Origin of the sequence: Collimonas sp. OK307 (assembly GCF_900113705.1) — a bacterium.
Classification (GTDB): Bacteria; Pseudomonadota; Gammaproteobacteria; order Burkholderiales; family Burkholderiaceae_D; genus Collimonas.
Window position 1 is genome coordinate 70003 of the sequence record NZ_FOQI01000009.1, and the last position, 22014, is coordinate 92016.

Annotated in this window: 19 protein-coding genes and 1 tRNA gene; 6 read left to right on the top strand and 14 right to left on the bottom strand. The window is 57.0% G+C overall.

Going from position 1 to position 22014, the window contains the following annotated elements; all coding sequences use genetic code 11:
• Positions 1–140: 140 nt before the first annotated feature.
• Positions 141–2483 (bottom strand): Tex family protein, encoded by a 2343-nt coding sequence (locus BM205_RS13320; RefSeq protein WP_092415196.1) that lies wholly within the window; start codon positions 2481–2483, stop codon positions 141–143.
• A 406-nt stretch (positions 2484–2889) separates the two neighbouring features.
• Here BM205_RS13320 and aqpZ point away from each other — a divergent pair, with 406 nt between their 5' ends.
• Positions 2890–3588, top strand: a complete 699-nt coding sequence (gene aqpZ, locus BM205_RS13325) for an aquaporin Z (protein ID WP_092415198.1) — start codon at positions 2890–2892, stop codon at positions 3586–3588.
• An 89-nt stretch (positions 3589–3677) separates the two neighbouring features.
• On the opposite strand, the gene prmC is transcribed toward aqpZ, so the two are convergent.
• The 11 genes from prmC to BM205_RS13385 form a co-directional block, all read right to left on the bottom strand.
• The gene (gene prmC / locus BM205_RS13330; RefSeq protein ID WP_092415200.1) at positions 3678–4553 is read right to left on the bottom strand and encodes a peptide chain release factor N(5)-glutamine methyltransferase; all 876 of its coding nucleotides are present in this window, start codon (positions 4551–4553) and stop codon (positions 3678–3680) included.
• Between the two features lie 30 nt (positions 4554–4583).
• Entirely contained in the window at positions 4584–5084 is a 501-nt protein-coding gene (locus BM205_RS13335; protein WP_092415202.1) for a disulfide bond formation protein B, read from the bottom strand.
• 97 nt (positions 5085–5181) lie between these two features.
• The gene (gene prfA / locus BM205_RS13340) at positions 5182–6264 is read right to left on the bottom strand and encodes a peptide chain release factor 1 (RefSeq protein WP_092415204.1); all 1083 of its coding nucleotides are present in this window, start codon (positions 6262–6264) and stop codon (positions 5182–5184) included.
• A gap of 103 nt (positions 6265–6367) precedes the next feature.
• Positions 6368–7669 (bottom strand): glutamyl-tRNA reductase, encoded by a 1302-nt coding sequence (gene hemA / locus BM205_RS13345; RefSeq protein ID WP_092415206.1) that lies wholly within the window; start codon positions 7667–7669, stop codon positions 6368–6370.
• Positions 7670–7820: 151 nt separating this feature from the next.
• Positions 7821–10223, bottom strand: coding sequence for a CHASE2 domain-containing protein (locus BM205_RS13350; protein WP_092415208.1), 2403 nt, complete (start codon positions 10221–10223; stop codon positions 7821–7823).
• A 56-nt stretch (positions 10224–10279) separates the two neighbouring features.
• Positions 10280–11974 carry a FecR domain-containing protein gene (locus BM205_RS13355; protein WP_092415210.1) on the bottom strand — a complete coding sequence of 565 codons (1695 nt, stop codon included), beginning with the start codon at positions 11972–11974 and terminating at the stop codon, positions 10280–10282.
• 40 nt (positions 11975–12014) lie between these two features.
• Positions 12015–12704 (bottom strand): response regulator transcription factor, encoded by a 690-nt coding sequence (locus BM205_RS13360; RefSeq protein WP_092355461.1) that lies wholly within the window; start codon positions 12702–12704, stop codon positions 12015–12017.
• 443 nt (positions 12705–13147) lie between these two features.
• On the bottom strand, positions 13148–13399 hold the full coding sequence (gene minE, locus BM205_RS13370; RefSeq protein WP_092415214.1) for a cell division topological specificity factor MinE: 252 nt from the start codon (positions 13397–13399) through the stop codon (positions 13148–13150).
• A gap of 1 nt (position 13400) precedes the next feature.
• Complete coding sequence (gene minD, locus BM205_RS13375; RefSeq protein ID WP_092415216.1) at positions 13401–14216, bottom strand: septum site-determining protein MinD; 816 nt, start codon at positions 14214–14216, stop codon at positions 13401–13403.
• A gap of 119 nt (positions 14217–14335) precedes the next feature.
• Positions 14336–15073 (bottom strand): septum site-determining protein MinC, encoded by a 738-nt coding sequence (minC, locus tag BM205_RS13380; RefSeq protein WP_092415218.1) that lies wholly within the window; start codon positions 15071–15073, stop codon positions 14336–14338.
• Between the two features lie 355 nt (positions 15074–15428).
• Positions 15429–15504, bottom strand: a tRNA-Phe gene (locus tag BM205_RS13385).
• Positions 15505–15701: 197 nt separating this feature from the next.
• Between BM205_RS13385 and BM205_RS13390 the strand changes: the two genes are divergently transcribed.
• The 5 genes from BM205_RS13390 (at position 15702) to BM205_RS13410 (ending at position 20758) form a co-directional block, all read left to right on the top strand.
• Positions 15702–16961 carry an FAD-dependent monooxygenase gene (locus BM205_RS13390; RefSeq protein WP_092415220.1) on the top strand — a complete coding sequence of 420 codons (1260 nt, stop codon included), beginning with the start codon at positions 15702–15704 and terminating at the stop codon, positions 16959–16961.
• A 20-nt stretch (positions 16962–16981) separates the two neighbouring features.
• Positions 16982–17722, top strand: coding sequence for a DsbC family protein (locus tag BM205_RS13395; protein ID WP_092415222.1), 741 nt, complete (start codon positions 16982–16984; stop codon positions 17720–17722).
• Between the two features lie 24 nt (positions 17723–17746).
• A complete protein-coding gene (locus tag BM205_RS13400; protein ID WP_092415224.1) occupies positions 17747–18337 on the top strand; it encodes a nucleotidyltransferase family protein in 591 nt (196 codons plus the stop codon).
• 105 nt (positions 18338–18442) lie between these two features.
• Complete coding sequence (locus tag BM205_RS13405) at positions 18443–18901, top strand: DUF3429 domain-containing protein (protein ID WP_092415226.1); 459 nt, start codon at positions 18443–18445, stop codon at positions 18899–18901.
• 3 nt (positions 18902–18904) lie between these two features.
• Positions 18905–20758: a M61 family metallopeptidase gene (locus tag BM205_RS13410; RefSeq protein WP_092415228.1), complete on the top strand. Its 1854-nt coding sequence runs from the start codon at positions 18905–18907 to the stop codon at positions 20756–20758.
• 57 nt (positions 20759–20815) lie between these two features.
• Here the strand turns inward: BM205_RS13410 and BM205_RS13415 are convergent, their stop codons facing one another.
• On the bottom strand, positions 20816–21430 hold the full coding sequence (locus BM205_RS13415) for a UbiX family flavin prenyltransferase (protein ID WP_092415230.1): 615 nt from the start codon (positions 21428–21430) through the stop codon (positions 20816–20818).
• An 8-nt stretch (positions 21431–21438) separates the two neighbouring features.
• On the bottom strand, positions 21439–21750 hold the full coding sequence (gene grxD / locus BM205_RS13420) for a Grx4 family monothiol glutaredoxin (protein ID WP_061944363.1): 312 nt from the start codon (positions 21748–21750) through the stop codon (positions 21439–21441).
• Between the last annotated feature and the right edge of the window lie 264 nt (positions 21751–22014).

Sequence of the window (22014 nt, forward strand, 5' to 3'; positions counted from 1 at the left end):
GTGCCGTGATTATACGATGACAGCCGTGATTCGGGCCTGTCGATATCAAATTGGCCCTTGCCTGACTTTACAGCAGCGCTACGGAACGGCTCCGGCCCCGCCTTGGCGTGGAACGAAGCCGTTCGATCGCAGCGATATTGCTATCCCTTCAACTTTGCAAAAGCCGCTGCCATGGCGCCATTTGCCGGTGCTGGTGCTGCCTGCCGTTGCTGCGACATGCGTTTGGCGTCATTGCGGTCTGCACGTTGCTCCGGCTTGGCGCCGGCAACCGGCGCGTTATCGGTCAAGCGCATGGTTAGCGCGATACGCTTGCGCTTTTCGTCGACTTCCAGCACTTTGACTTTCACCACCTGGCCGGCTTTGACGACGCTGTGCGGATCCTTGACGAAGGTATTGGAGAGCGCGGAAATATGCACCAGGCCATCCTGATGCACGCCGATATCGACAAATGCGCCAAACGCCGCCACATTGGTGACTACGCCTTCCAGAATCATGTCAGGCCGCAGATCGCGAATTTCTTCGACGCCATCCTTGAAGGTGGCAGTGGTGAATTCCGGACGCGGATCGCGGCCCGGTTTTTCCAGCTCCTTGAGAATGTCGGCGATGGTCGGCACACCGAATTTGTCATCGGCATATTTGGCCGGGTTGAGCGACGTCAGCAGTTTGCTGTCGCCGATCACGCCCTTGACGTCCTTCTTGATGTCGGCCAGGATTTTTTCCACCAGCGGGTAGGATTCCGGATGGACCGCCGAGCCGTCCAATGGATTGTCGCTATTCATGATGCGCAAGAATCCGGCGGCCTGTTCGAACGTTTTATCGCCCAGGCGCGGCACGTCGCGCAGCGCTGCACGCGAGCCGAACATGCCCTTCATGTCACGATACGTGACGATGCTCTGGGCGACGCTGGCGTTCAGCCCGGAGACACGCGCCAGCAGCGGTGCCGATGCCGTATTGACATCAACCCCGACCGCATTCACGCAATCTTCCACCACCGCATCCAGCGATCGCGCCAGCTGGGTCTGGCCGACGTCATGCTGATACTGGCCGACGCCGATCGATTTCGGATCGATCTTGACCAGTTCCGCCAGCGGATCCTGCAGGCGGCGCGCGATCGACACGGCACCGCGCAACGAGACATCCATGTCCGGCAATTCACGGGAAGCGAACTCGGAGGCCGAGTAGACCGAAGCGCCGGCTTCCGACACCACGATCTTGGTCAGCTTCAATTCCGGCCGCAGCTTGATCAGGTCTTGCGCCAGCTTGTCGGTCTCGCGCGAAGCGGTGCCGTTGCCGATCGAAATCAGCGATACCTTGTGCTTTTCCGCCAGCTGCGCCAGCGTATGCAACGAGCCATCCCAGTCATTGCGCGGCTGATGCGGATAGATTGCAGTGGTGTCGACTACCTTGCCGGTGGCATCGATTACCGCCACCTTGACGCCGGTGCGCAGGCCGGGGTCGAGCCCCATGGTGGCGCGTGGTCCGGCTGGCGCTGCCAGCAGCAACGCTTTCAGGTTGAGTGCAAAAACGTTGATCGCCTCGACTTCGGCTTTTTCGCGCAGCTTCGTCATCAACTCGGTTTCCAGATGCATGAAAACCTTGACGCGCCAGCTCCAGCGGACCGTGTCGCTCAGCCATTTGTCGGCGCTGCGGCTCTTGTTGCTGATGCCGAAACGGGCGGCGATGCGGCCTTCGCATGGATTATGGGGGGCATCCCATTTCGGCTTTTCTTCCTCGGTATCGAGACGCAGCACGACATTCAGGATTTCTTCGCGGCGGCCACGGAACAGCGCCAGCGCACGATGCGATGGAATGGTGCCGATGGTTTCCGAATAGTCGAAGTAGTCGGCGAATTTTTCGCCTGCATCCTGCTTGCCTTCCACCACTTTCGATTCGACTACCCCGTGTTCGGTCAGATATTCGCGCAGCGCCTGCAGCAGCGAGGCATCCTCCGAAAAACGCTCCATCAGGATTTGGCGGGCGCCGTCGAGTGCCGCCTTGGCATCGGCTACGCCAGGATTGTCGCCGTTGTCGGTGCTGAATGCCGGCTTCAGGTATTTGTCAGCTTCTTGCTCTGGATTCAGATCGGGATTGGCAAGCAGTGCATCCGCCAATTCGGTCAAACCGGCTTCTGCGGCGATTTGCGCCTTGGTGCGGCGTTTGAGTTTGTACGGCAGGTACAAGTCTTCGAGCCGGGTCTTGTCTTCCGCCAGGCTGATTGCCTGCAGCAGTGCCGGGGTCATTTTGCCCTGTTCCTCAATCGAGGCCAGGATCGCGCCGCGGCGCACTTCCAGCTCACGCAGGTAACGCAGGCGCTCTTCCAGCAAGCGCAATTGGATATCGTCCAGGCCGCCAGTGGCTTCCTTGCGGTAACGGGCAATGAAAGGCACGGTGGCGCCTTCGTCCAGAAGGGCGACGGCAGCGGCGACTTGCGCCGGTTTGGCGGCAAGTTCAAGGGCGAGACGTTGTTCGATCGAAGGCAGCATGAGGAGTCTTAAGAATGAAAATCAAGCGTTGGATGATACGCAATCCAGATAATTCCGCCAGTCTTGACAGTCAGAAAAGAAATCCGCCGGAAATTTGGTAACTGAGTGGGCAACTGAGTAGGTAACTGATTCGCCGTTGACTGAATGGCAGCAATGTCGTTATGTCACCATAGAGTATTTCCCGATGGTATTATTTGCGTCATGCCGGATAGTCAACTGTCGGGCTAGTCTGTGAAGAATGGATGAAGATGAGTTGCAAATGAAAAATATTGTTAAATGATAATTATTATTCTTGTTTGTCGATGAATCAGCAAATATGCTTGTGGCCGCATGCGACAGGGCAAAGATCCAAGGCTTGTCGCTCATTAAGGTACATCACACAGTAGTATTTCTTCAGGAGTCGAATATGCATCTTTCTAAACGTCTGGGGGCGGAAGCTCTCGGCACATTCTGGCTGGTTCTTGGTGGTTGCGGCAGCGCCGTGCTGGCAGCGGGATTTCCGGGCCTCGGCATCGGCTTCCATGGTGTGGCACTGGCTTTCGGTTTGACAGTGTTGACGATGGCATTTGCCATTGGCCATATTTCCGGCTGCCATCTGAACCCTGCAGTGACGCTTGGATTGGCTACCGCTGGTCGTTTCCCGAAAAACGAGATCTTGCCTTACTGGGTAGCGCAGGTGGTCGGCGGCATCGTTGCGGCGGGCATCTTATATTTGATCGCTACCGGCAAGCCGGGCGCGGATATCGGCGGTTTTGCGGCAAATGGTTATGGTGAACATTCACCCGGCCAGTTTTCGATGACTGCGGCGTTGATCTCTGAAGTGGTAATGACCTTTATGTTCCTGATCGTGATTCTGGGCGCAACAGACAAGCGCGCACCGGCGGGTTTTGCGCCGATCGCAATCGGCCTGTGCCTGACCTTGATTCACTTGATCAGCATCCCGGTCACGAATACTTCGGTGAATCCGGCGCGCAGCACCAGCCAGGCACTGTTTGTCGGTGGTTGGGCGTTGCAGCAGCTGTGGCTGTTTTGGCTGGCACCGCTGGTTGGCGCACTCATTGCGGGTGTTGTGTACCCGGCAATCTGGGGTGAGAAGAAGGATTGATGGATTGATGGATTGACGAATTGAAGGATTGCGATTCTGCAAGAATGTGAAAAAGCGCGGCATGCCGCGCTTTTTTGTTTTCTAATAATCTACTGTGCTTTATATCTACCGCCGCTGACGCGTTCGATAGCCGCAATGTCCGTCCAGCTTTGTACCGCATCGAACTGCTGCGCTTGCAACAACGCGCGTACTGCCGAGGCTTGATCGTAGCCGTGCTCCATCAATAACCAGCCACCATTTTTCAGGTAGCGGCCGGCGCCGTCGATAATGCTGCGTAGCGCGCTCAGGCCATCCGCGTGATCGGTCAGCGCATCCTGCGGTTCGAAGCGCAAGTCGCCTTGGGTGAGATGACTGTCGCCGGCAACGATATACGGTGGATTGGCAACGATCACATCGAACTGCTGATCCGCTAACGCGCTATACCAGTTGCTTTGCAAAAGCTGTAGCCGGTTTGGGTCTGGCGTCAGATGGCGCGTCGCATTGCGGCCGGCCACAGCCAATGCAGCGGCACTGACATCCAACGCCGTTACCTTCAGCTCCGGGCAGCTGTGCGAAATGGCAATCGCGATGGCGCCCGAACCGGTGCCGAGATCAAGCACGCTCGGCGTGTTCCCGGTATCGGTAGCGGGCAGATGTTGTAACGCCAGATCGACCAGCAGTTCAGTCTCGGGGCGCGGGATCAAGACATCCGGCGTGACTTCGAGCTGCAATCCGTAAAATTCGCGTTGGCCGACGATATAGGCAATCGGCTCACCCAGCAGGCGCCGTTGAAACAATGTTGAAAGTTGTTGTGCTTGCTGTGCATCGATAACCCGTTCGTCCTGGGTAATCAACTGTATCCGCGTCAATCCCAGCACATGCATCAGCAGAATGCGGTTCTCCAGCGGATCCAGCGGCGCCTGCTTCAATACCGCGGCAATGCTGCTGCCGGCTGGTATCGCAAAAGTGTCGGAAATTCCAGGCATTAAAATATTCGCGACCAGTGTTGGCGGGTGTTAATAGCGGCCATTACCGCTACCGTTGCGCTTGAACAGCGTGGCAACCAGGATCACGACCAGCACCACAGACCACACCAGCGACCATTGCGGTATCGACAGGCCGAGGATCGGGTCATACGGGGTCGAACAGAGCGCGTAAGCGTCAACCTTGAACACGGATGGCAGCAAGGTGGCAGGCGGCAGCGCATTCATCGGTGCTTCCAGCGCATCCCGGCCGCATGAAGTCGCTGGGTGGGCGATGATCCACAGATGCCAGATGGCAGTGCCGGCTCCGCCCAGTCCCGCCAGAATGCCTAGTCCGGCCCCGGCTTTTTGAGCGCCGCTTGGCAAGCTGGCACAGATCAGGCAAATCAGCGCAATCGCCGCGAATGCGTAGCGCTGGATCACGCACAGCGGACACGGCTGCATATCCTGGAAGTGCTGCAGATACAGTGCGGCAGCCAGGACGGCCAGAGCGATGAAGGCAACTGCAAGCAAAATGGATTTGGATGTTTTCATTTTTGGGTTATGAAATTGAGTCGTAGGGTGGACCGGGTGGACGGGGCGGGCACCTGCGCCCACGCCTGAATTAACTGGCCTGAATTCTATCTTATTATCAGATCGCGTCGCCCAGCGCTGCCAGCAAATCAGCCTGGTGCTCTGCGGCCAACGCATTGGTCAGCTCTTCCAGGTCGCCGTCCATGATGAAATCGAGCTTGTACAAGGTCAGGTTGATGCGATGGTCTGTCATCCGCCCCTGCGGGAAATTGTAAGTGCGAATCCGTTCACTGCGGTCACCCGAGCCGATCAGCGATTTGCGGGTGGCGGCTTCTTTCGATTGCTGCGCGCGCAGTTGACCGTCCTTGATACGGGCCGCCAGCACTTTCAGGGCGGATGCCTTGTTCTTGTGCTGGCTGCGGTCGTCCTGGCATTCAACCACGATACCGGTCGGCATGTGGGTGATACGCACGGCAGAATCGGTCTTGTTGATGTGCTGGCCGCCGGCGCCCGAGGCGCGGTAGGTATCGATGCGGATATCGGCAGGATTGATGTCGACATCGCCGACTTCATCCGCCTCCGGCATGATGGCCACGGTGCACGCCGAAGTATGGATACGGCCCTGGGTTTCCGTGGCGGGCACCCGTTGCACGCGATGGCCGCCGGATTCGAACTTGAGCTTGGAGTACGCGCCAAAACCGATGACGCGCACGATGACTTCTTTATAGCCGCCGATTTCCGATGCCGATTCCGACACCATTTCCACTTGCCAGCGGTTGCGCTCGGCGAAACGAGTGTACATCCGCAGCAGGTCGCCGGCGAACAATGCCGACTCGTCACCACCGGTGCCGGCCCGGATTTCCAGGAAAATATTGCGCTCGTCGTTAGGATCTTTGGGCAACAGCATTTTTTGCAGATCGCCCTGCAATTGCTCCATCCGCGCTTTCGCCGCCTGGATCTCATCCTGGGCGAATTCCTTCATGTCGGGATCGGATTGCATTTCCTGCGCCGCTTCGATGTCGGCGGCGGCTTGCAGATAAGACTGGTATAGCGCCACCAAGGGCCCCAGTTCTGCATGCTCGCGCGTCAGCTTGCGATAGCTATCCATGCTGGCGGTGGCGTCCTCCTGCATCAGCAAGTCGTTGACTTCGACCAGGCGATTGGCAAGTTGATCGAGCTTGGCGAGCATTGATGGCTTCATGGCGGGTTTCAGTCAGGGCGGGTGAATCAAAGGGAGAGAACAAAACAACGTCACGCGCAGGGCCTGCGATGAAACACGGCCGTGCGGCTATAGCGCAGGTGCGCTAACGTTTAGTGCGGAACAGTTGCGGCAGCAGTGCAGCCAGGCGCGCGCGTTCATCGCCCTGTGCATTGTGCAAAGCCTGTTGCGGGCCGTGCATGAATTTGGCGGTCAGGCCTTTGGAGAGAGCTTCCAGGACGACTTCGATATCTTCACCCTTGGCCAGCATCTTGCGAGCCCGTTCCAGCTCCAGCCGGCGCATGGCTTCGCTCGATTCCTGCAGGTCCTGGATCACCGGCACCACCGCCCGGTTGTCGACCCAGTGCATGAATGACTGCACGCGGGTCTCGATGATGGCTTCTGCCTGCGCCACCGCGGCCTGGCGATTTTCCATGCCGGTTTGCACGATCGAACCGAGATCGTCGACTGTGTACAGGAAAATATCGTCGAGGCGGCCGATTTCCGTCTCGATATCGCGCGGCACCGCCAGATCCAGCATGAACATCGGTTTGTGACGCCGTGCCTTGACGGCGCGTTCGACCATGCCAAGGCCGATAATCGGCAAGCTCGACGCGGTGCACGAAACGATGATGTCGAAATTACCCAGTTGGGTCGGCAGATCAGCCAGCCGGATCGCCTTGCCGTCGAAACGGTGCGCCAGCAATTCAGCGCGTTCCAGGGTGCGATTGGCCACTGTCAGGGATTTCGGATTTTGCGCGGCAAAGTGGGTGGCGCATAACTCGATCATTTCGCCGGCGCCGATAAATAAGACATGCTGCCCGGCGACAGTATCGAAAATGCGTTCCGACATACGCACCGCAGCGGCTGCCATGGAGACGCTATGGGCGCCGATTTCAGTAGTGCTGCGCACTTCCTTGGCAACCGCAAAGGTACGCTGGAACAATTGGTGCAAATAAGTGCCGAGTCCGCCTGCAGCTTCCGCATGGCGCACCGCATCCTTCATCTGGCCAAGGATCTGCGCTTCGCCCAGCACCATAGAATCGAGTCCTGAAGCCACCCGAAAAGCATGGCGCACTGCATTGTCTTGCGGCAAGGTGTACAAATGCGGCCGCAAGTCAGCGTAGGGCAACTGGTGGTAATGCGCTAGAAAATGCGCGGTGGAGTCAATCGAAGCATCGATAGCATCAGCGCCGCCGTGCTGGAAATTGCCGGCCGCGTACAGTTCGGTGCGGTTGCAGGTTGACAGAATGGCAGCTTCATCTGACATGCTAGGCCCGTTACTGCCGCCAAACCAGGCGCGCGCCGCCATCACCGCCTGACCGATCTGGTCAGACGGGAATGCCACCTTCTCGCGCAAGGAAACAGGCGCGGTGGTGTGGTTGAGTCCGACGGTTAGCAGGTGCATGGATGCAATTGGCAGGAGAGGATAGCAAAATCGTAATATTGTTAACCCAGGATTATACTCTTAGTAGCCGGGGAAGAAATTCCAGTCTGGCTATGGCCAATTGGTGCTTGGTCATGGCTTGGTGGAGGCTTAATCGTGGTCTGGTAGCAACTTAGCTGGCGAGAGCCGGTAAAGTCACAATGAAAGTGCTGCCTTCGCCCAAAGTGCTTTCCAGCGTGATTTCACCGAAATGGCGTTCCACCACGGTTTTTACGAATACCAGGCCGAGGCCGGTGCCGTCCGTATGCGGCTGGCCGGGGGCGCTGACACGCTGGTAGCGCTGGAATAACTTGACCTGGTCGTGCGGCGCAATGCCAAAACCCCGGTCGCTGATCCTGCAGACAATCTGCGGTAGCAGTTTGACGTACTTCAGGCGCAGGGTGCAGGTAATCCTGGTATCCGGCAGGCTATAACTGATAGCGTTGGAAATCAGGTTGCATAGCGCCCGCGCCATCAGCGAGCGATCGATATTGGTCAGGAATTCCTGGCCTTCGATATCGGTGATCAGTTCGATTTTCTTATTGTTGGCAAGACTCCACATTTCATCGACGGCGTCGTACAGCACATCCTGGAAATCCACCACTTCGAGCCGGTATTCGGACGATTCGGCGCGCGCCAGCTGGACAAAATTATCCGCCAGCCCCAGCGTCTTGCGAGCGGCTTGCTCGATCCTGGCAAAAAATTCCTTTTGCGGCAGCGCCGACGAAGGATTGCCCTGTAATTCGAGCAACGCCAGAATCGAGGCTTGCGGCGCGCGCATGTCGTGCGACAGGAAGCGCAGGGTTTCATCCCGGCTGCGCTCGGCGGCACGGATAATGGTGATGTCGACGATGCTGACGATCCAGCCGGTCAGGACTTGATGGGCAGAATGGCAGGGGCCGCTTTTGATCAGCAGGTCGCGCCCTTGCTGGTCCTGTACCGTGGTGCCGTTGGCCAGAGTCGATACGTGTTCGAGATCGATCAGGTCCCACCAGCTGAAGACATGGCTGCTCGAGGTATTGCTTGCCTGCGGTGTACTCATGTTGGAAAACAGGTAGGGCAATAGCGCACCGTCGATATTCCGTATGCCGGCTGCGGCGAAGTAGTCCCGGGCAAATTGATTGGACACCAGCACATGGCCATCGACGGTGGTAATCAGGGTGGCGTCCGGCAGGCTATTTACGCTGTCGGAAATAAACTGGCGCAAATCGCGCACCCGGCGGGCGGCAACGCGCATGGCATTGATGCGTTGCTCAAGCAAATCTTCCACCTGCTGCGGCGCCGGTTCGGTATTCACCTCGGGCAGCAAATGCGGTTCCTGGTCAAGTAGCATGAATTCTTGCCCAAGATAGGAAATCGCCGATTCGAGGCGGATCCAGTTCCATATCGGATGGGCGATGGCCAGCGCAATCAACGCGGCGGTCGGGGCGATCCAGAGCCCCAGCGTCAACAGGCAATAGCTGACCGCCATCGTCAGCAGCATCAGGCTTACCGTGATCAGCAAGGAGATGCGCGGCGTCCACAGCAGGTAGCTGGATAGTGCGATCAGGACCGGAACGATGCTGAACAGAGCAGTCTGCAAAGGCCGTGCGATGCTGATCGTTTTGTGATCCAGCAGGCCAGCCAGGATGTTGGCATTGATTTCGATGCCCGGCATGACGCCGGAGGTACCTGATACCGGAGTCGGAAAAGTATCAGCCATGCCGAGCGCGGTGGCGCCGATCAACACGTATTTGCCGGTGAAAAACTGATCGGGAACATCGCCGCGCAATACCGAGGCATAAGGCACCGATCGGAAGTGGCCGCTGCTACCGGCAAACGGAATCTGGATTTGATAGTCGCGTTGCCAGCTGTCCGCCTTGTGCGGGTCGGGGTCGGCTGGCGTGCTGCCTACCCGTGCACCTGGCAGGTCGCCGTCTGCCCGGGTAATTTTTTGTCCGGCGACACCGGCCAGCGCTACCGAAAAATGCGGCCACCATTTGCCGTCCTGGCCCTCCTGCAGGAAGACACTGCGCACGACGCCGTCCGGATCGAGTTCCAGGTGGATATGGCCGAAGCTGCGGGCGGCAGCGAGGAAATCCGGTGTCGGCAGCAAAGCCTTGAGGCCGGGACCGGCACTGGAGACGACTATCGGCAACACTGTCAGCTTGCTGGCGGCAAGCGCCTTGGCCAGCGCGCGGTCGTCTGCGCGCTGGCCGGGAGACTGTCCTTGCTCGGCTTCCGACATGATGACATCGAGCCCGATTGCCAGCGGGTTGGCGTGCATGATCCGGTTCAGCAGCTTGGCGTGCAGACTGCGGTCCCATGGCCAGCGGCCGAGTTTGCCGATGCTGTAATCGTCGATGGCGACGATGATGATGTCGTCGCGCGCCGGCCGCGAATCGGCCCGCATGAACTGGTCATACAAGGTTCTGTCGAGACGGCCGAGGCCATTCACATAACCCATGCTGCCGGCCACGATCAGCATCAGGATGGTAATCGCCATCCACTGGCGAAACGCCACCCGTTTGATGAGCGGTATAACCTGCTTGATCATGTACGGTTAGTGAGAGTTTGCATGGTTGCGGCGGGCTTGGGTTGACTTCGGTTAACTTAATATCCGGCTTGGGTACTGCCGCCGCTATTGAGCAAAGGCGTACCGTCACCGGAGACCCAGCGGCTGCCGATATAGACTTTTTGTGAAGGCGAAAAAGGCGCTACGTACCCGTCGGAGTCAGTGGCTTTGATGCGAATGAAATACGTGCCGCTGGCCGGACGCGGCACGTTGATTTCCGGTGTCGCGGTGGTTTGCGTCAACAATAGTGCCGAGAAGCCGGCGTCGCGGCCGATCTCGACCAGGAATGTTTGCCCCGGCTCCGCGCTCCAGCGGAATGACAGGTCGCCATCAATCGCATCGGCAATCTTGGGCACTTGCAGCGCCGGCAGCAGGTCAAAGCTGTTCGGGTCGCAGTAAGGCCCTTGGTCGCGGCCGTTGGTTTGTTCGACGATGGTAGCCACGCGCCAGTAGTAGTTCCCCAGCGCCAGTTTGCCGGCGCTGAATTGCGGCACAGCGAGTGCGGCCTGGTCAACTACCAGCTGTTTGAATTCAGCGTCGCTGGCGACTTGCAAATGATAGGCTTGCGCGTTACCGACTTCGGCCCAGCTAAATATCACATCTTCGCTGCGCGATTTGTTTTTTGGTTCGATCGAAATAGGCGGCTCTGGCCGCGCTTTCAATTTAAACGCGGTTGTCCGAGGGATGCCTTGCAACCCCATTTGGTCGAGCGCGGTGACGCGGACGAAATATGCGCCGTCCTCAAGGCCGTTGATCTTGATCTCAGGGCTGGCCGACTCTGCCTCGCCAATGATATTGCGGGCGTCGGTATCGGTGGCGATTTGCGCGCGGTAGCTATGCGCGCCCGCTACCGGGACCACGCTAAAGCGCACCGTCGGCCGTTCTTGCAATTGCGGCTGACCCTTGAGATGAGGTGACGGCAATAGTGCGACGGCCTTGCCCACTCCTTCGGTATTGGTCACGTTACCTTGGCCCGGGTGCAAGGTCAGCGCTGGCGGCAGGTTTTTCTTTGCCACCGCAACGCCGCCGCTCAATACTTCGGTCGTGACGCTATCGCCGACCAGGCCGACGCGGAAATCTGTGCCGCGTACGCCAGCTACCGCCAACGGTGAACGGACTTCGAAGCGGCCCTTGTTTTTATCCAGCGGCGAGACTCTGGATTCGACACGGCCTTTCAGCAGCGCGATTTCAGTGCGTGGGCTGTTGGTATAGCGGGCAGTACGCAACTTGCTCAGTTTTACCTGGCTGTTGGACGGCAGTGCGATGTGCGATTGGTCGGGCAGGCTCAACGACAGAAAGCTGTTGCTGCCAGTATTGATGATGGCGCCTTCGCTCAGTACGGTGCCGATGCTGATGTTGATCGGGCGGCCGTCGGCGGCGACCGCGTCGATGCTGCCCGACATGGCGGCTACCTGGGCAGTGCTCGGGTCATCCGGCAGCAGCGCCACCGGGATGATGATCGCGGTGCCGACTGGAATCGTGCGGTCGTTTCCGATGCGGTTGAGTTTTGCCAGTTGCACCCAGTTGCTCTTGCTGGTGGTCAGTTGCTCGGCAATGACGCTTAAAGTATCTCCAGGTTGCGCGCGGTAAGTGACGGTTGCCGCGCCCACTTGGAGTGAGGATGGATTCAGCGTTGGGGGAGCAGATGGGGCTGAAGGTGGAGCTGCAAGCGAGAACGAGGGCGCAACAAAGAAAAGTGCCAGGAAAGCTATTTTTTTGAGTGTGCTGCGCATATCCACATTTCTGTCTGAATCAGCGCAACCGAAACGCGCCTTATCCTGTTAGTTGTTCTAGTCGATACCCATAGCTATAAACCGGTGCGAGTCGATAGCCGTTTTCTGGTCGTAATTGTAACTTACTCCGTACGCGCGAGACGTGCGTATCCATGGTACGGGACGGAATGTCGACGTCGCGCGACCAGACTGCCTCGAGAATATAAGCGCGCGAAAGAGGACGGCCAAGGTTGCGAAAAAACAACAAAGCCAGGTCGAATTCCTTTTGGGTGATCTCGATCGGCTTGCCGGCCAGAGTCAGGCGGCCTGAGCGCGTTTCAAACAAATAGTCGTTAAATACGATTTGTTCGCTCGAGTTCTGGATCGGATAAGCGCGTCGCAATAGGGCCTGCACGCGTGCCACCAGCTCACTGCGCCGGATCGGCTTGATCATGTAGTCGTCAGCGCCGGCCGCCAGGCCTTCGACGATGTCATCTTCACCGGAGCGGCTGGTGATGAACAGGACCGGGATGGTCTTGGGCAGCTTGTCTCTTACCCAGCGCAATACTTCCGGGCCGCTGAGATCCGGGACCTGCCAATCCAGAACCAGCATGTCGTAGCTTTCCCGGCGCAGCTGATTCAGTATCTCTTTCCCGCTCTGGAACGGATGGCAGACATGCCCACTGGATGTGAGCACCTGGCAAACTAGATCGGTTTGACTGGGGTCGTCATCAAGGACAGCAATTCTCATATATTAACTATGTTAGGTGATGTCAGCGCTGGTGGCTGGTATCTATGTTGTGGCGAATACAAGGAGTATATTAATCTTATTGCTACATTGCTGTAGATAAATGTTCTATATTTTTTTCAATGTATTGCAATTGCCACAAAAAAATAAAAGTTCAGTGGTGTCAGATGCATTTGACAAGATCATTGCCAAAACTTTTGGCGCTGTAGCGCCAATCGACATTGTCATACACGAGGTGCATATACGATGTTGCGTACAGTTTATGACGGGATTTGTAAAATTCCACCAGCGGCACGCAATAATGCGCTGCCGCTCGTGTCAGGAATCCGGGCCAAGTCGTTGTGCGACATTTACCGGCGCGGGGTTGCGCCGAATTCAGCCTGTGATATTGACAGATGCGATCGACAAATGCGAGTTTAACTTGTTCGATCGATTTACGTGATCGATTACGCGTCCGGCAGCACCACGTTGACGTCCAGTACTTCAAGATTGCCCTGGCGATCGAGGGAAATCTTGATGTCGTCGGCGTTTACCTTGGTGTATTTCGAAATGACTTCAATCAGTTCTTTATGCAAGGCTGGCAGAAAATCGTGCCCGTTGCGGCCATTGCGCTCGCGCGCAATGATGATTTGCAGACGCTCCTTGGCGGCCGATGCCGTTTTAGGCTTGCTGTTAAACAAGAACGAGAGCAATGCCATGTTATTTCCCTCCAAAAATGCGGTGCAAGAAACCCGGCTTTTCATAGGAGGTAAAGCGCAGGGGGAGTTCTTCGCCGAGGAAGCGCGACACTACGTCTTCATAGGCAAGGGCAACATCGCTGCCTTTGATGTGAATCGCCGGGTTGCCTTGGTTGGAGGCGTGCAATACCGATTCCGACTCGGGAATGATGCCAACCAGGGGGATGCGCAGAATGTCTTGAACGTCGGTGTACGACAGCATTTCGCCGGCGTCGACGCGTTTCGCCGAATAACGGGTGATCAGCAAATGTTCCTTGACCGGTTCGCCGCCGTTTTGCGCGCGCCGCGATTTTGCCTGGATGATGCCAAGGATACGATCCGAGTCGCGCACTGACGATACTTCCGGGTTGGTCACGACAATCGCTTCGTCGGCGAATGTCAACGCCATCACGGCGCCGCGTTCGATACCGGCCGGCGAATCGCAAATAATGTATTCGAAATCCATTTTAACCAGATCGTTGAGAACGTTCTCAACACCTTCTTCGGTCAAGGCATCTTTGTCGCGGGTTTGCGAAGCCGGCAAAATGAACAGGTTTTCGCAATGCTTGTCCTTGATCAGGGCCTGGGTCAGTGTCGCTTCCTTGTTGACCACATTGATCAGATCGTACACCACACGCCGTTCACAGCCCATGATCAAATCCAGATTGCGCAGGCCGACGTCAAAGTCGAGCACAGCGGTTTTGTGGCCGCGCATGGCCAGACCCGATGCAAAACTGGCGCTGGAAGTGGTCTTGCCAACTCCGCCTTTGCCGGACGTAACAACGATGATTTTTGCCACGAAGAGCTCCTTTGTTATGCATTGCGGGACAGAGTTCAAGAGCCACCGAAGCGTGGCGAGTTACCCTGTCCTCAACTGATTAGATAAAGCGTTATAAGATTCCGGATGCGATTATTCGGCTAATTACGTGAAGCGGAATTGAGCGATAGTACGTCAATCCGGTCTCCGCTCAGGCGAATTTGTGCCGGCTGGCCCTTTTGCTCCGGCGGCAAGCCGTTTTCAAAAGTGCGATACACACCGGCGATGGAGACCAGTTCGGCTTCCATGCTGGCCGCAAAAATACGTGCCGAAGTATCGCCGCTGGCGCCGGCTAGTGCCCGCCCGCGCAATGGCGCGTAGACGTGGATGCTGCCGTCGGCAATGATTTCGGCGCCATTGTTGACTGTGGCAGTAATGACCAGATCGGCGTCGCGCGCATAAATCCGCTGTCCTGCCCGGATCGGCGTATCGATAATCATGGTGCTGGCGGCGGGGCGGGGAGCTGTTGCGACTGCGGCGGGCGGCGGCGGCGCAGCGGCAGGTTCCTGGCGTGCAGCCACGACGTGATCGATGCTCAGTCCGCTGGCGATGATGCCTTCTTCCATTTCTGCAGGGGCATTACGCACCGCAACCGCATTCAAGCGATATTTCTTCAAGAGGGTAATCAATTGCGGCCAATCTATTGGCGGCCGGTCCGGTCCTAGCGCGGCTACATCAATGACCGCAAACTCATTGTCAAAGAAGTCGGCGGTGCCGCCGGTCATCTCCTGCAGAGCGGCTTCTAATGCCATCGGATCGGAATCATGCAGGATGGCGGATACGGCGACCACAGTTGCAATTTTTATTTCAATCGGCTTGCGGGATTTGTTTTTGAGCATAAAGCAGTGAGATGTAGGGATAAACCAAGGCGGAAAGTATTGGCGAATTGGTTTATAGAACGTTTAGACGGCAATTGGTTCGCTTTAAAGGTATATAAAATATTGTCGTAATTTGTGATCTTACCAAATCTCCGGGCGATCACGACAAAAGCATTGCCGTTATCTGTTGTTACCCGTCTTTACTTGTCACTACTTGCCAACACTCGCCGATCGCATTGGCCTCATCTGCAACTTTACCCGAGCCAGGTGGCGCTGGCGGCTGATTTTTGCATTTTAATTTCCGCGTTTCAGGCGTTTTAATATCGCACCACAAATGCAAAAAGGGCTTAGCCGAAGCTAAGCCCTTTTCTGATTTTGGTGGCCCGGGGCGGAATCGAACCACCGACACAAGGATTTTCAATCCTCTGCTCTACCGACTGAGCTACCAGGCCAAGGGACAGGAGTATAGCAAAGCATTTTCGATCTGCAAAGCCCCTTGTTGCAACTTCTTGAAAAAACTTTCGATTGCTTATCTCTTTGCTTGAATTTCGGGCGGCAACATCACGTCTGGCGGGGCGGGGGACTCTCGCGGTGATTTCTATTTGTGGGACCCGCAGGCCATTGCAAGCGTAGTCGCTATAATGGCGGGATGAAAGATATCGGATCAGTCTCGAAAAAAACTGGCGCCGCGCCGACGCTCAAATACGATATTTGTATTGTGGGCAATGGCGCCGTTGGCAAGGCGGCGGCGCTGGGTTTGGCGCAGGCGGGGTTGCGCGTCGCCCTGTTGGGGATGGCGCCGCCCGCGGTTACAGCGGCCGCCTCGCCAGATGCCTGGGACACGCGGGTGTACGCATTGAATCATGTGGCGCGCAGTTTGCTGTCGACGGTCAAGGTGTGGAATGCCCTGGATCCGGCGCGTGTCAGCGCGGTGGAAGGCATGGAAATCAAAGGCGGGACCGACAGTGCCGCCGGGACTCTCACGTTCGATGCTTACAGCGCGCATGTCGATGCGTTGGCATGGATAGTTGAAGATGGTAATTTGAACCAGGCACTTGATGCAGCGCTGAAATTCTCCTCTAATGTGCGGGTGCTCGGTGGCCGTGTAAAGGCGATGCAAGTGGATGCGGCGGCTGCGACGTTGCAACTGGAGTCGGGCGAAACCGTCGACGCTGCCCTGGTTGTGGGCGCTGACGGTGCGCAATCCTGGGTGCGCGGCCAATGCCAGATCGGCATCGATTACCGCTCTTACAAGCAACGCGGGGTGGTTGCCAATTTCGCTTGTGAGCGGCCGCACCACGGCATTGCCTACCAATGGTTTACCGAAAACGAAGGCATCGTCGCCTTATTGCCGTTGCCCGGACAGCGCGTGTCTCTGGTCTGGTCGGCGCCGGAGACACTCGCGCTCTCGTTGTTAGAGGAACCGTTGTCGCAACTGGCCGCGCGCCTGTCAAACCTGGCTGGCGACAAGCTGGGCCAATTGCAACCCTTGCAGCCGGAACTGGCGCAAGCGTTTCCTTTATCCTTGCTCAAAACCCATGCTTTGGTGGCGCCACGGGTTGCCCTGATCGGCGACGCGGGCCATGTAGTGCATCCGCTGGCCGGACATGGCATGAATCTAGGTTTCGGCGATGTCACGGCGTTGATTCGGGTGCTGGCCGAACGTGGCGCGCGTAGTGGTGGTGGCGATTGCGGCGATGAACGCGTGCTGGCGCGTTATGCGCGTGCACGCAAAGAAGAAATATTGTTGATGCAAATGACTACCGACGGATTGGAACGACTGTTTGGTGTGGATGTAGGCCCGCTGCGCTTGCTGCGCAATCTCGGGTTGAACTTGCTGAATAATGTACCAGTCTTAAAAAGACAACTAATGACCCACGCTTTGGGTCGGACAGCCGATAGCGAATAACTGGAATAACTGGAACGATGATGAAAAAAATAAGAGTGATGTTGGTGGCCTTGGCGGCCCTGTCGGGATTGTCGGGATTGTCGGTAAACGTTGCCGGTGCCGAGACTTTGCAGGAGGCTGCGGTTAAAAAGCTGATAGAGCCGCGCCTGGGGGATGGCGTCAAGGTCGACGAGGTGACCAAGACCCCTTATTCCGGCTTGTTTGAAGTGCGTGTCGGCAAGGATATTTTTTATACCGATGCCGCCGCCAAGTATGTCTTTGTCGGCCGCATCATGGATGCACAATCTTCGCGCGACTTCACCCGGGAGCGGGTGGATGAGTTGAGCAAGGTGAATTTTTCGGATTTGCCGCTGGATTTGGCCATGAAAAAAGTCAAAGGTAATGGCAAACGTGTGATCGCTGTATTCGAAGATCCCAACTGCGGCTATTGCAAGCGCTTCCACAAGACTACGCTGCAGGAAGTCGATAACGTTACCGTGTATACCTTCCTGTACAACATCCTGGCGGAAGACTCCGCGGTCAAGGCTCGGAATGTGTGGTGCAGCGCAGACCGCAACAAGGCCTGGACTGACCTGATGGCCGATGGCAAAGCCGCCGCAGCGGCACCCGCAAACTGCCAGGCGCCGAACGACAAAGTGCTGGCGCTCGGTCAGAAATTGAATGTGACTGGCACGCCGACGATTATCTTTGCCGATGGCACGCGCTCGCCGGGCTGGATCGACGCCAAAACGATGGAAGCTAAATTCAGTACGTTGAAATAGACAGATACCCATCTGAAACTCGTCATGGGCCGTCAACAATATAGTGGAAAAATCGTCGGCCTGTTGCTGGCAGCAGGCCGCGGCCGGCGTTTTGATCCTAGCGGTGTCCGCAGCAAATTGTTGCAGCCGTTGCCGACCGCGTCCGGCCAGACTGTACTGGCAGCTTCTGCCGGCAATCTGGCGGCATCGTTGCCGATATGTGTTGTCTTGCGTCCTGGCGTAGCTGACCTGGTAACGCAAATTGCAGGCCATCCCTGGGTCCGGTGCGACACTGCCGATGACGGCATGGCGGCATCGCTGGTCTGCGGCCTGCAACAAACCGTCGATGCCGACGGCTGGGTGATTGCCCTGGCCGATATGCCTTATCTTCAAGCAACCACTATCCAGGCCCTGGTCTCTGCCATGCGTCAAGGTGCTGACATTGCGGTGCCGATTTATCAAGGCAGGCGCGGCAATCCGGTTGGCTTCAGCCGCAAGTATCTACCGCAGCTGCTGGCATTGCGCGGCGATCAAGGCGCGCGCAGCTTGTTGCAAACATTTCCTGTGGTCGAAGTGGCGGTCGCCGATCCGGCCATCCATCAGGATATCGACATCGTCGCCGATATACGACAGTGATCGGCAGAGGTGAGGCCCTATTCGCACAATCCCGCTACACTAGCGTCTTTTTGCGCAGCCCGTGATCACCCTGTGCAAACCGACGCTCCCTGACGAAGCCCCCAGATGAATCCACATTTCCTCAACAAACGCCTTATTCATTTACTTGGTTATGCCGGCTTGATTCCGTTCGTGCTGCTGACACTGGCATGCTGGCTGGTCAACGCCGACTGGCTCCGCGATTTCATTCGCGGCCAGCTTGCCTATGGCATCGCCGCCTTGTCTTTTCTCGGCGGTATCCACTGGGGCGCGGTGGTGCTGCGGGCCGACTTGTCGGCAGATCACACGAAAAAAGCCTTGGTCTGGGGCGTGGCGCCGACCAGCATTGCCTGGTTCTCGACCATGGCTGGCGGTTTCGGTTTCGCTTTGCTGATTGCCGGCTTTATCGCGGCATATCAGGCTGACAAACGCCTGTTCCCATGGTACGGCTTGCCTACCTGGTTTATCGAGCTGCGTTTCAGATTGACTTGTGTGGCGGTGGCGGCGCTGATGCTGACCGTGATTGCCGGTAACGTTCGGGGATAAAACATGAAAAAAAATACTGCCAGATTAAATGCCAAATCCGCCCGCAGCGGCCTGAACTACAGCATCGTCGCAGCCGATCCGGCCGCACATCTGTTTGCCGTTACGCTGACGATTGCCGAGCCGGCTGCAGTCGGACAGATCGTCGCTTTGCCGGCGTGGATTCCCGGCAGCTACATGATTCGCGAATTTGCCCGCAATATCGTACAAATACGGGCCGAATCCAACGGTCGCAAGATCGCCCTCAAGAAACTCGACAAGCACTCATGGCAAGCGGCGCCGTGCGACGGGCCGTTGACTTTGCATTACCTGGTGTATGCGTGGGATCTGTCCGTGCGTACCGCGCATCTGGACCAGACCCACGGTTTCTTCAACGGCACCAGCGTATTCTTGCGCGTGGTCGGCCAGGAGAATACCTCGCACATCGTCGATATCCAGCGTCCGCAAGGCGATGCCTTTGACGCCTGGCGTATCGCTACCGCGTTGCCGACGCTGAAAGCCAAGCGCGGTTCCTTTGGCCGTTATGTCGCCGCCAACTACGACGAACTGATCGACCATCCGGTCGAGATGGGCACCTTCCAGCTAGCCAGTTTCAAGGCACACGGCGTACCGCATGAGATTGCCATTACCGGCAATGTACCGAATCTGGACATGGCGCGCTTGAGCGCCGACCTGAAAAAGATTTGCGAAACCCAGATTGCCTTCTTCGAGCCAGCTGGCGGCAAGTTTGCCAAGCGCGCACCGATGCAGCGCTACGTGTTCCTGACACTGGCAGTTGGCGACGGTTATGGCGGCCTTGAGCATCGCGCTTCCACCGCATTGATCTGTGCGCGCGCCGATTTGCCGGTCAAGGGGCAGGCGGAAATGAGCGATGGCTACCGTACCTTCCTCGGTCTGTGCAGTCACGAATATTTCCATACCTGGAACGTCAAGCGCATCAAGCCGGCGGCGTTTGCGCCTTACGATTTGCAAGTCGAGAATTACACGCCCTTGTTGTGGTTGTTCGAAGGTTTCACCAGCTATTACGATGACCTGATGCTGTTGCGCAGCGGCCTGATTGATCAGCTGGCTTATTTCAAGTTGATTGAAAAAACTATCAACGGTGTGCTGCTTGGCAGTGGCCGGCATAAGCAAAGCGTGGCGGATTCCAGCTTCGATGCCTGGGTCAAATATTATCGCCAGGATGAAAATGCGCCCAATGCGATTGTCAGCTATTACACCAAAGGTTCGCTGGTAGCGCTGGCACTGGACCTGACAATCCGTAGCGAAACCAAGGGCCGGAAATCGTTGGACGATGTAATGCGCGCCTTGTGGCAAAGGTATGGCCGCGATTTTTATGCAGACAATCCGTTGAGCGGCCGCGGTGTCAGCGAGGCTGCGGTCGAAGCTTTGTTCGATGAAATAACCGGCCTCAAGCTGAAGCGTTTCTTCGATCGTTATGTGCGAGCAACCGATGATTTGCCGCTGGCGAAATTATTGGCGCCGACCGGCATCGTGCTGAGCGATAGCCGCAAACCGGGCAAGCCCTCGCTCGGCGTGCGCACCGTGAGCAATGGCGGCGATTGCAAACTGGCGAATGTGTATGAAGGCGGTGCGGCTCATCGTGCCGGTTTGTCGGCCGGCGACATGCTGGTGGCGGTCGATGGTATCCGGGTACCTGGCAAGCCGGATGCGCTACTGGCGCGTTACCGGGTTGGCGACACCGTCACCATCCATGCCTTTCGACGCGATGAGTTGATGACCTTTAGAGTGAGATTGCTGGCTGACAGCGCGCCGCAAATAGGCATCAAGGCAGACGCGAAACCGGCATTGGTGCCGGCGCTGCGTACTGCGTGGCTGGCAGGGCGTAGCGGACGGTAAGTGCTGGAAATTTTCTAAGAAATGAAAAAAAGGCCGGAGCAGTTTGTCCGGTCTTTTTTAATCGGCTTTCAAGCCATTCCAGCGTGGCGTGAGGGTATGCTGGATAGCAAATAAATCCAGTACCCGTCCCAACGTATGGTCGACCATCTCCGCGATGCTTTGCGGCCGGTGGTAAAACCCCGGTAGCGGTGGGAAAATGACGCCGCCCATCTCGGTGACGCTGGTCATATTGCGCAGATGCGCCAGATTGAAGGGCGTTTCGCGCACCATCAAGACCAGGCGCCGACGCTCCTTGAGGACCACATCGGCGGCACGCGTGATCAGATTGTCAGACAGTCCGTTGGCGACTGCGGCCAGGGTTTTCATCGAGCAGGGCGCAATGATCATGCCGTCCGACTGAAACGAGCCGCTGGCAATGGCCGCGCCGATGTCGCGCACATTGTGCACCACATGCGCCAGTGCTTCGACTTGCTTGCGGCGCATATCGAGTTCCTGGTGCAGGTTGAGTACGCCGGCGTCGGAAATCATCAAATGGCTTTCGACGCCAGGTATGTCGCGCAACAGCTGCAGCAGCCGTACGCCGTAGATGACGCCGGTAGCGCCGGTAATGCCTACAATCAGGCGGCGCGGCGGCTGGACGGAATCGGCGGCAGGGCGACTGGACGAGACCACTTGCGGTCTCAGGCCTTCAGCAAAGTTTGCAGTTCGCCCGATTCAAACATCTCGTTCATGATGTCGGAACCGCCGACGAATTCGCCGTTGACGTAGAGTTGCGGAATGGTAGGCCAGTTGGAATAGTCCTTGATGCCCTGGCGCACGACCGGGTCTTCCAGGACATTGATAGTGACGATGTTCTCAGCGCCGCTGGTTTTCAATAACTGGATCGCACGGCCGGAAAATCCGCATTGTGGAAATTGCGCGGTTCCTTTCATGAACAGCACCACTGGGTTGCTGGTCACGGTTTCCTTGATCCACGCTTGTACATCGCTCATGGCAATACCTTAAAAAGTTTCAGAATACCGCCATTATATGAAAAAGGCCGTTGTGCTGCTGGTGAGTCTGTGTCGGCGTGTAGCCGCGTAGCAATGTTTGGGCAAGATTCGGTTAAGGTTGCCCGGTAGAAGCATGAATGTGTGGTGGATTCCACACTTGTCAAGAGATTTTGACGAAAGTGCCGAGTCCATGTACAATCTCAGGTTCTCCCGATTCCGCCCAGCGATTTAGTGTTTGTTTGTTGCTGATTATGGTGTTTTAGG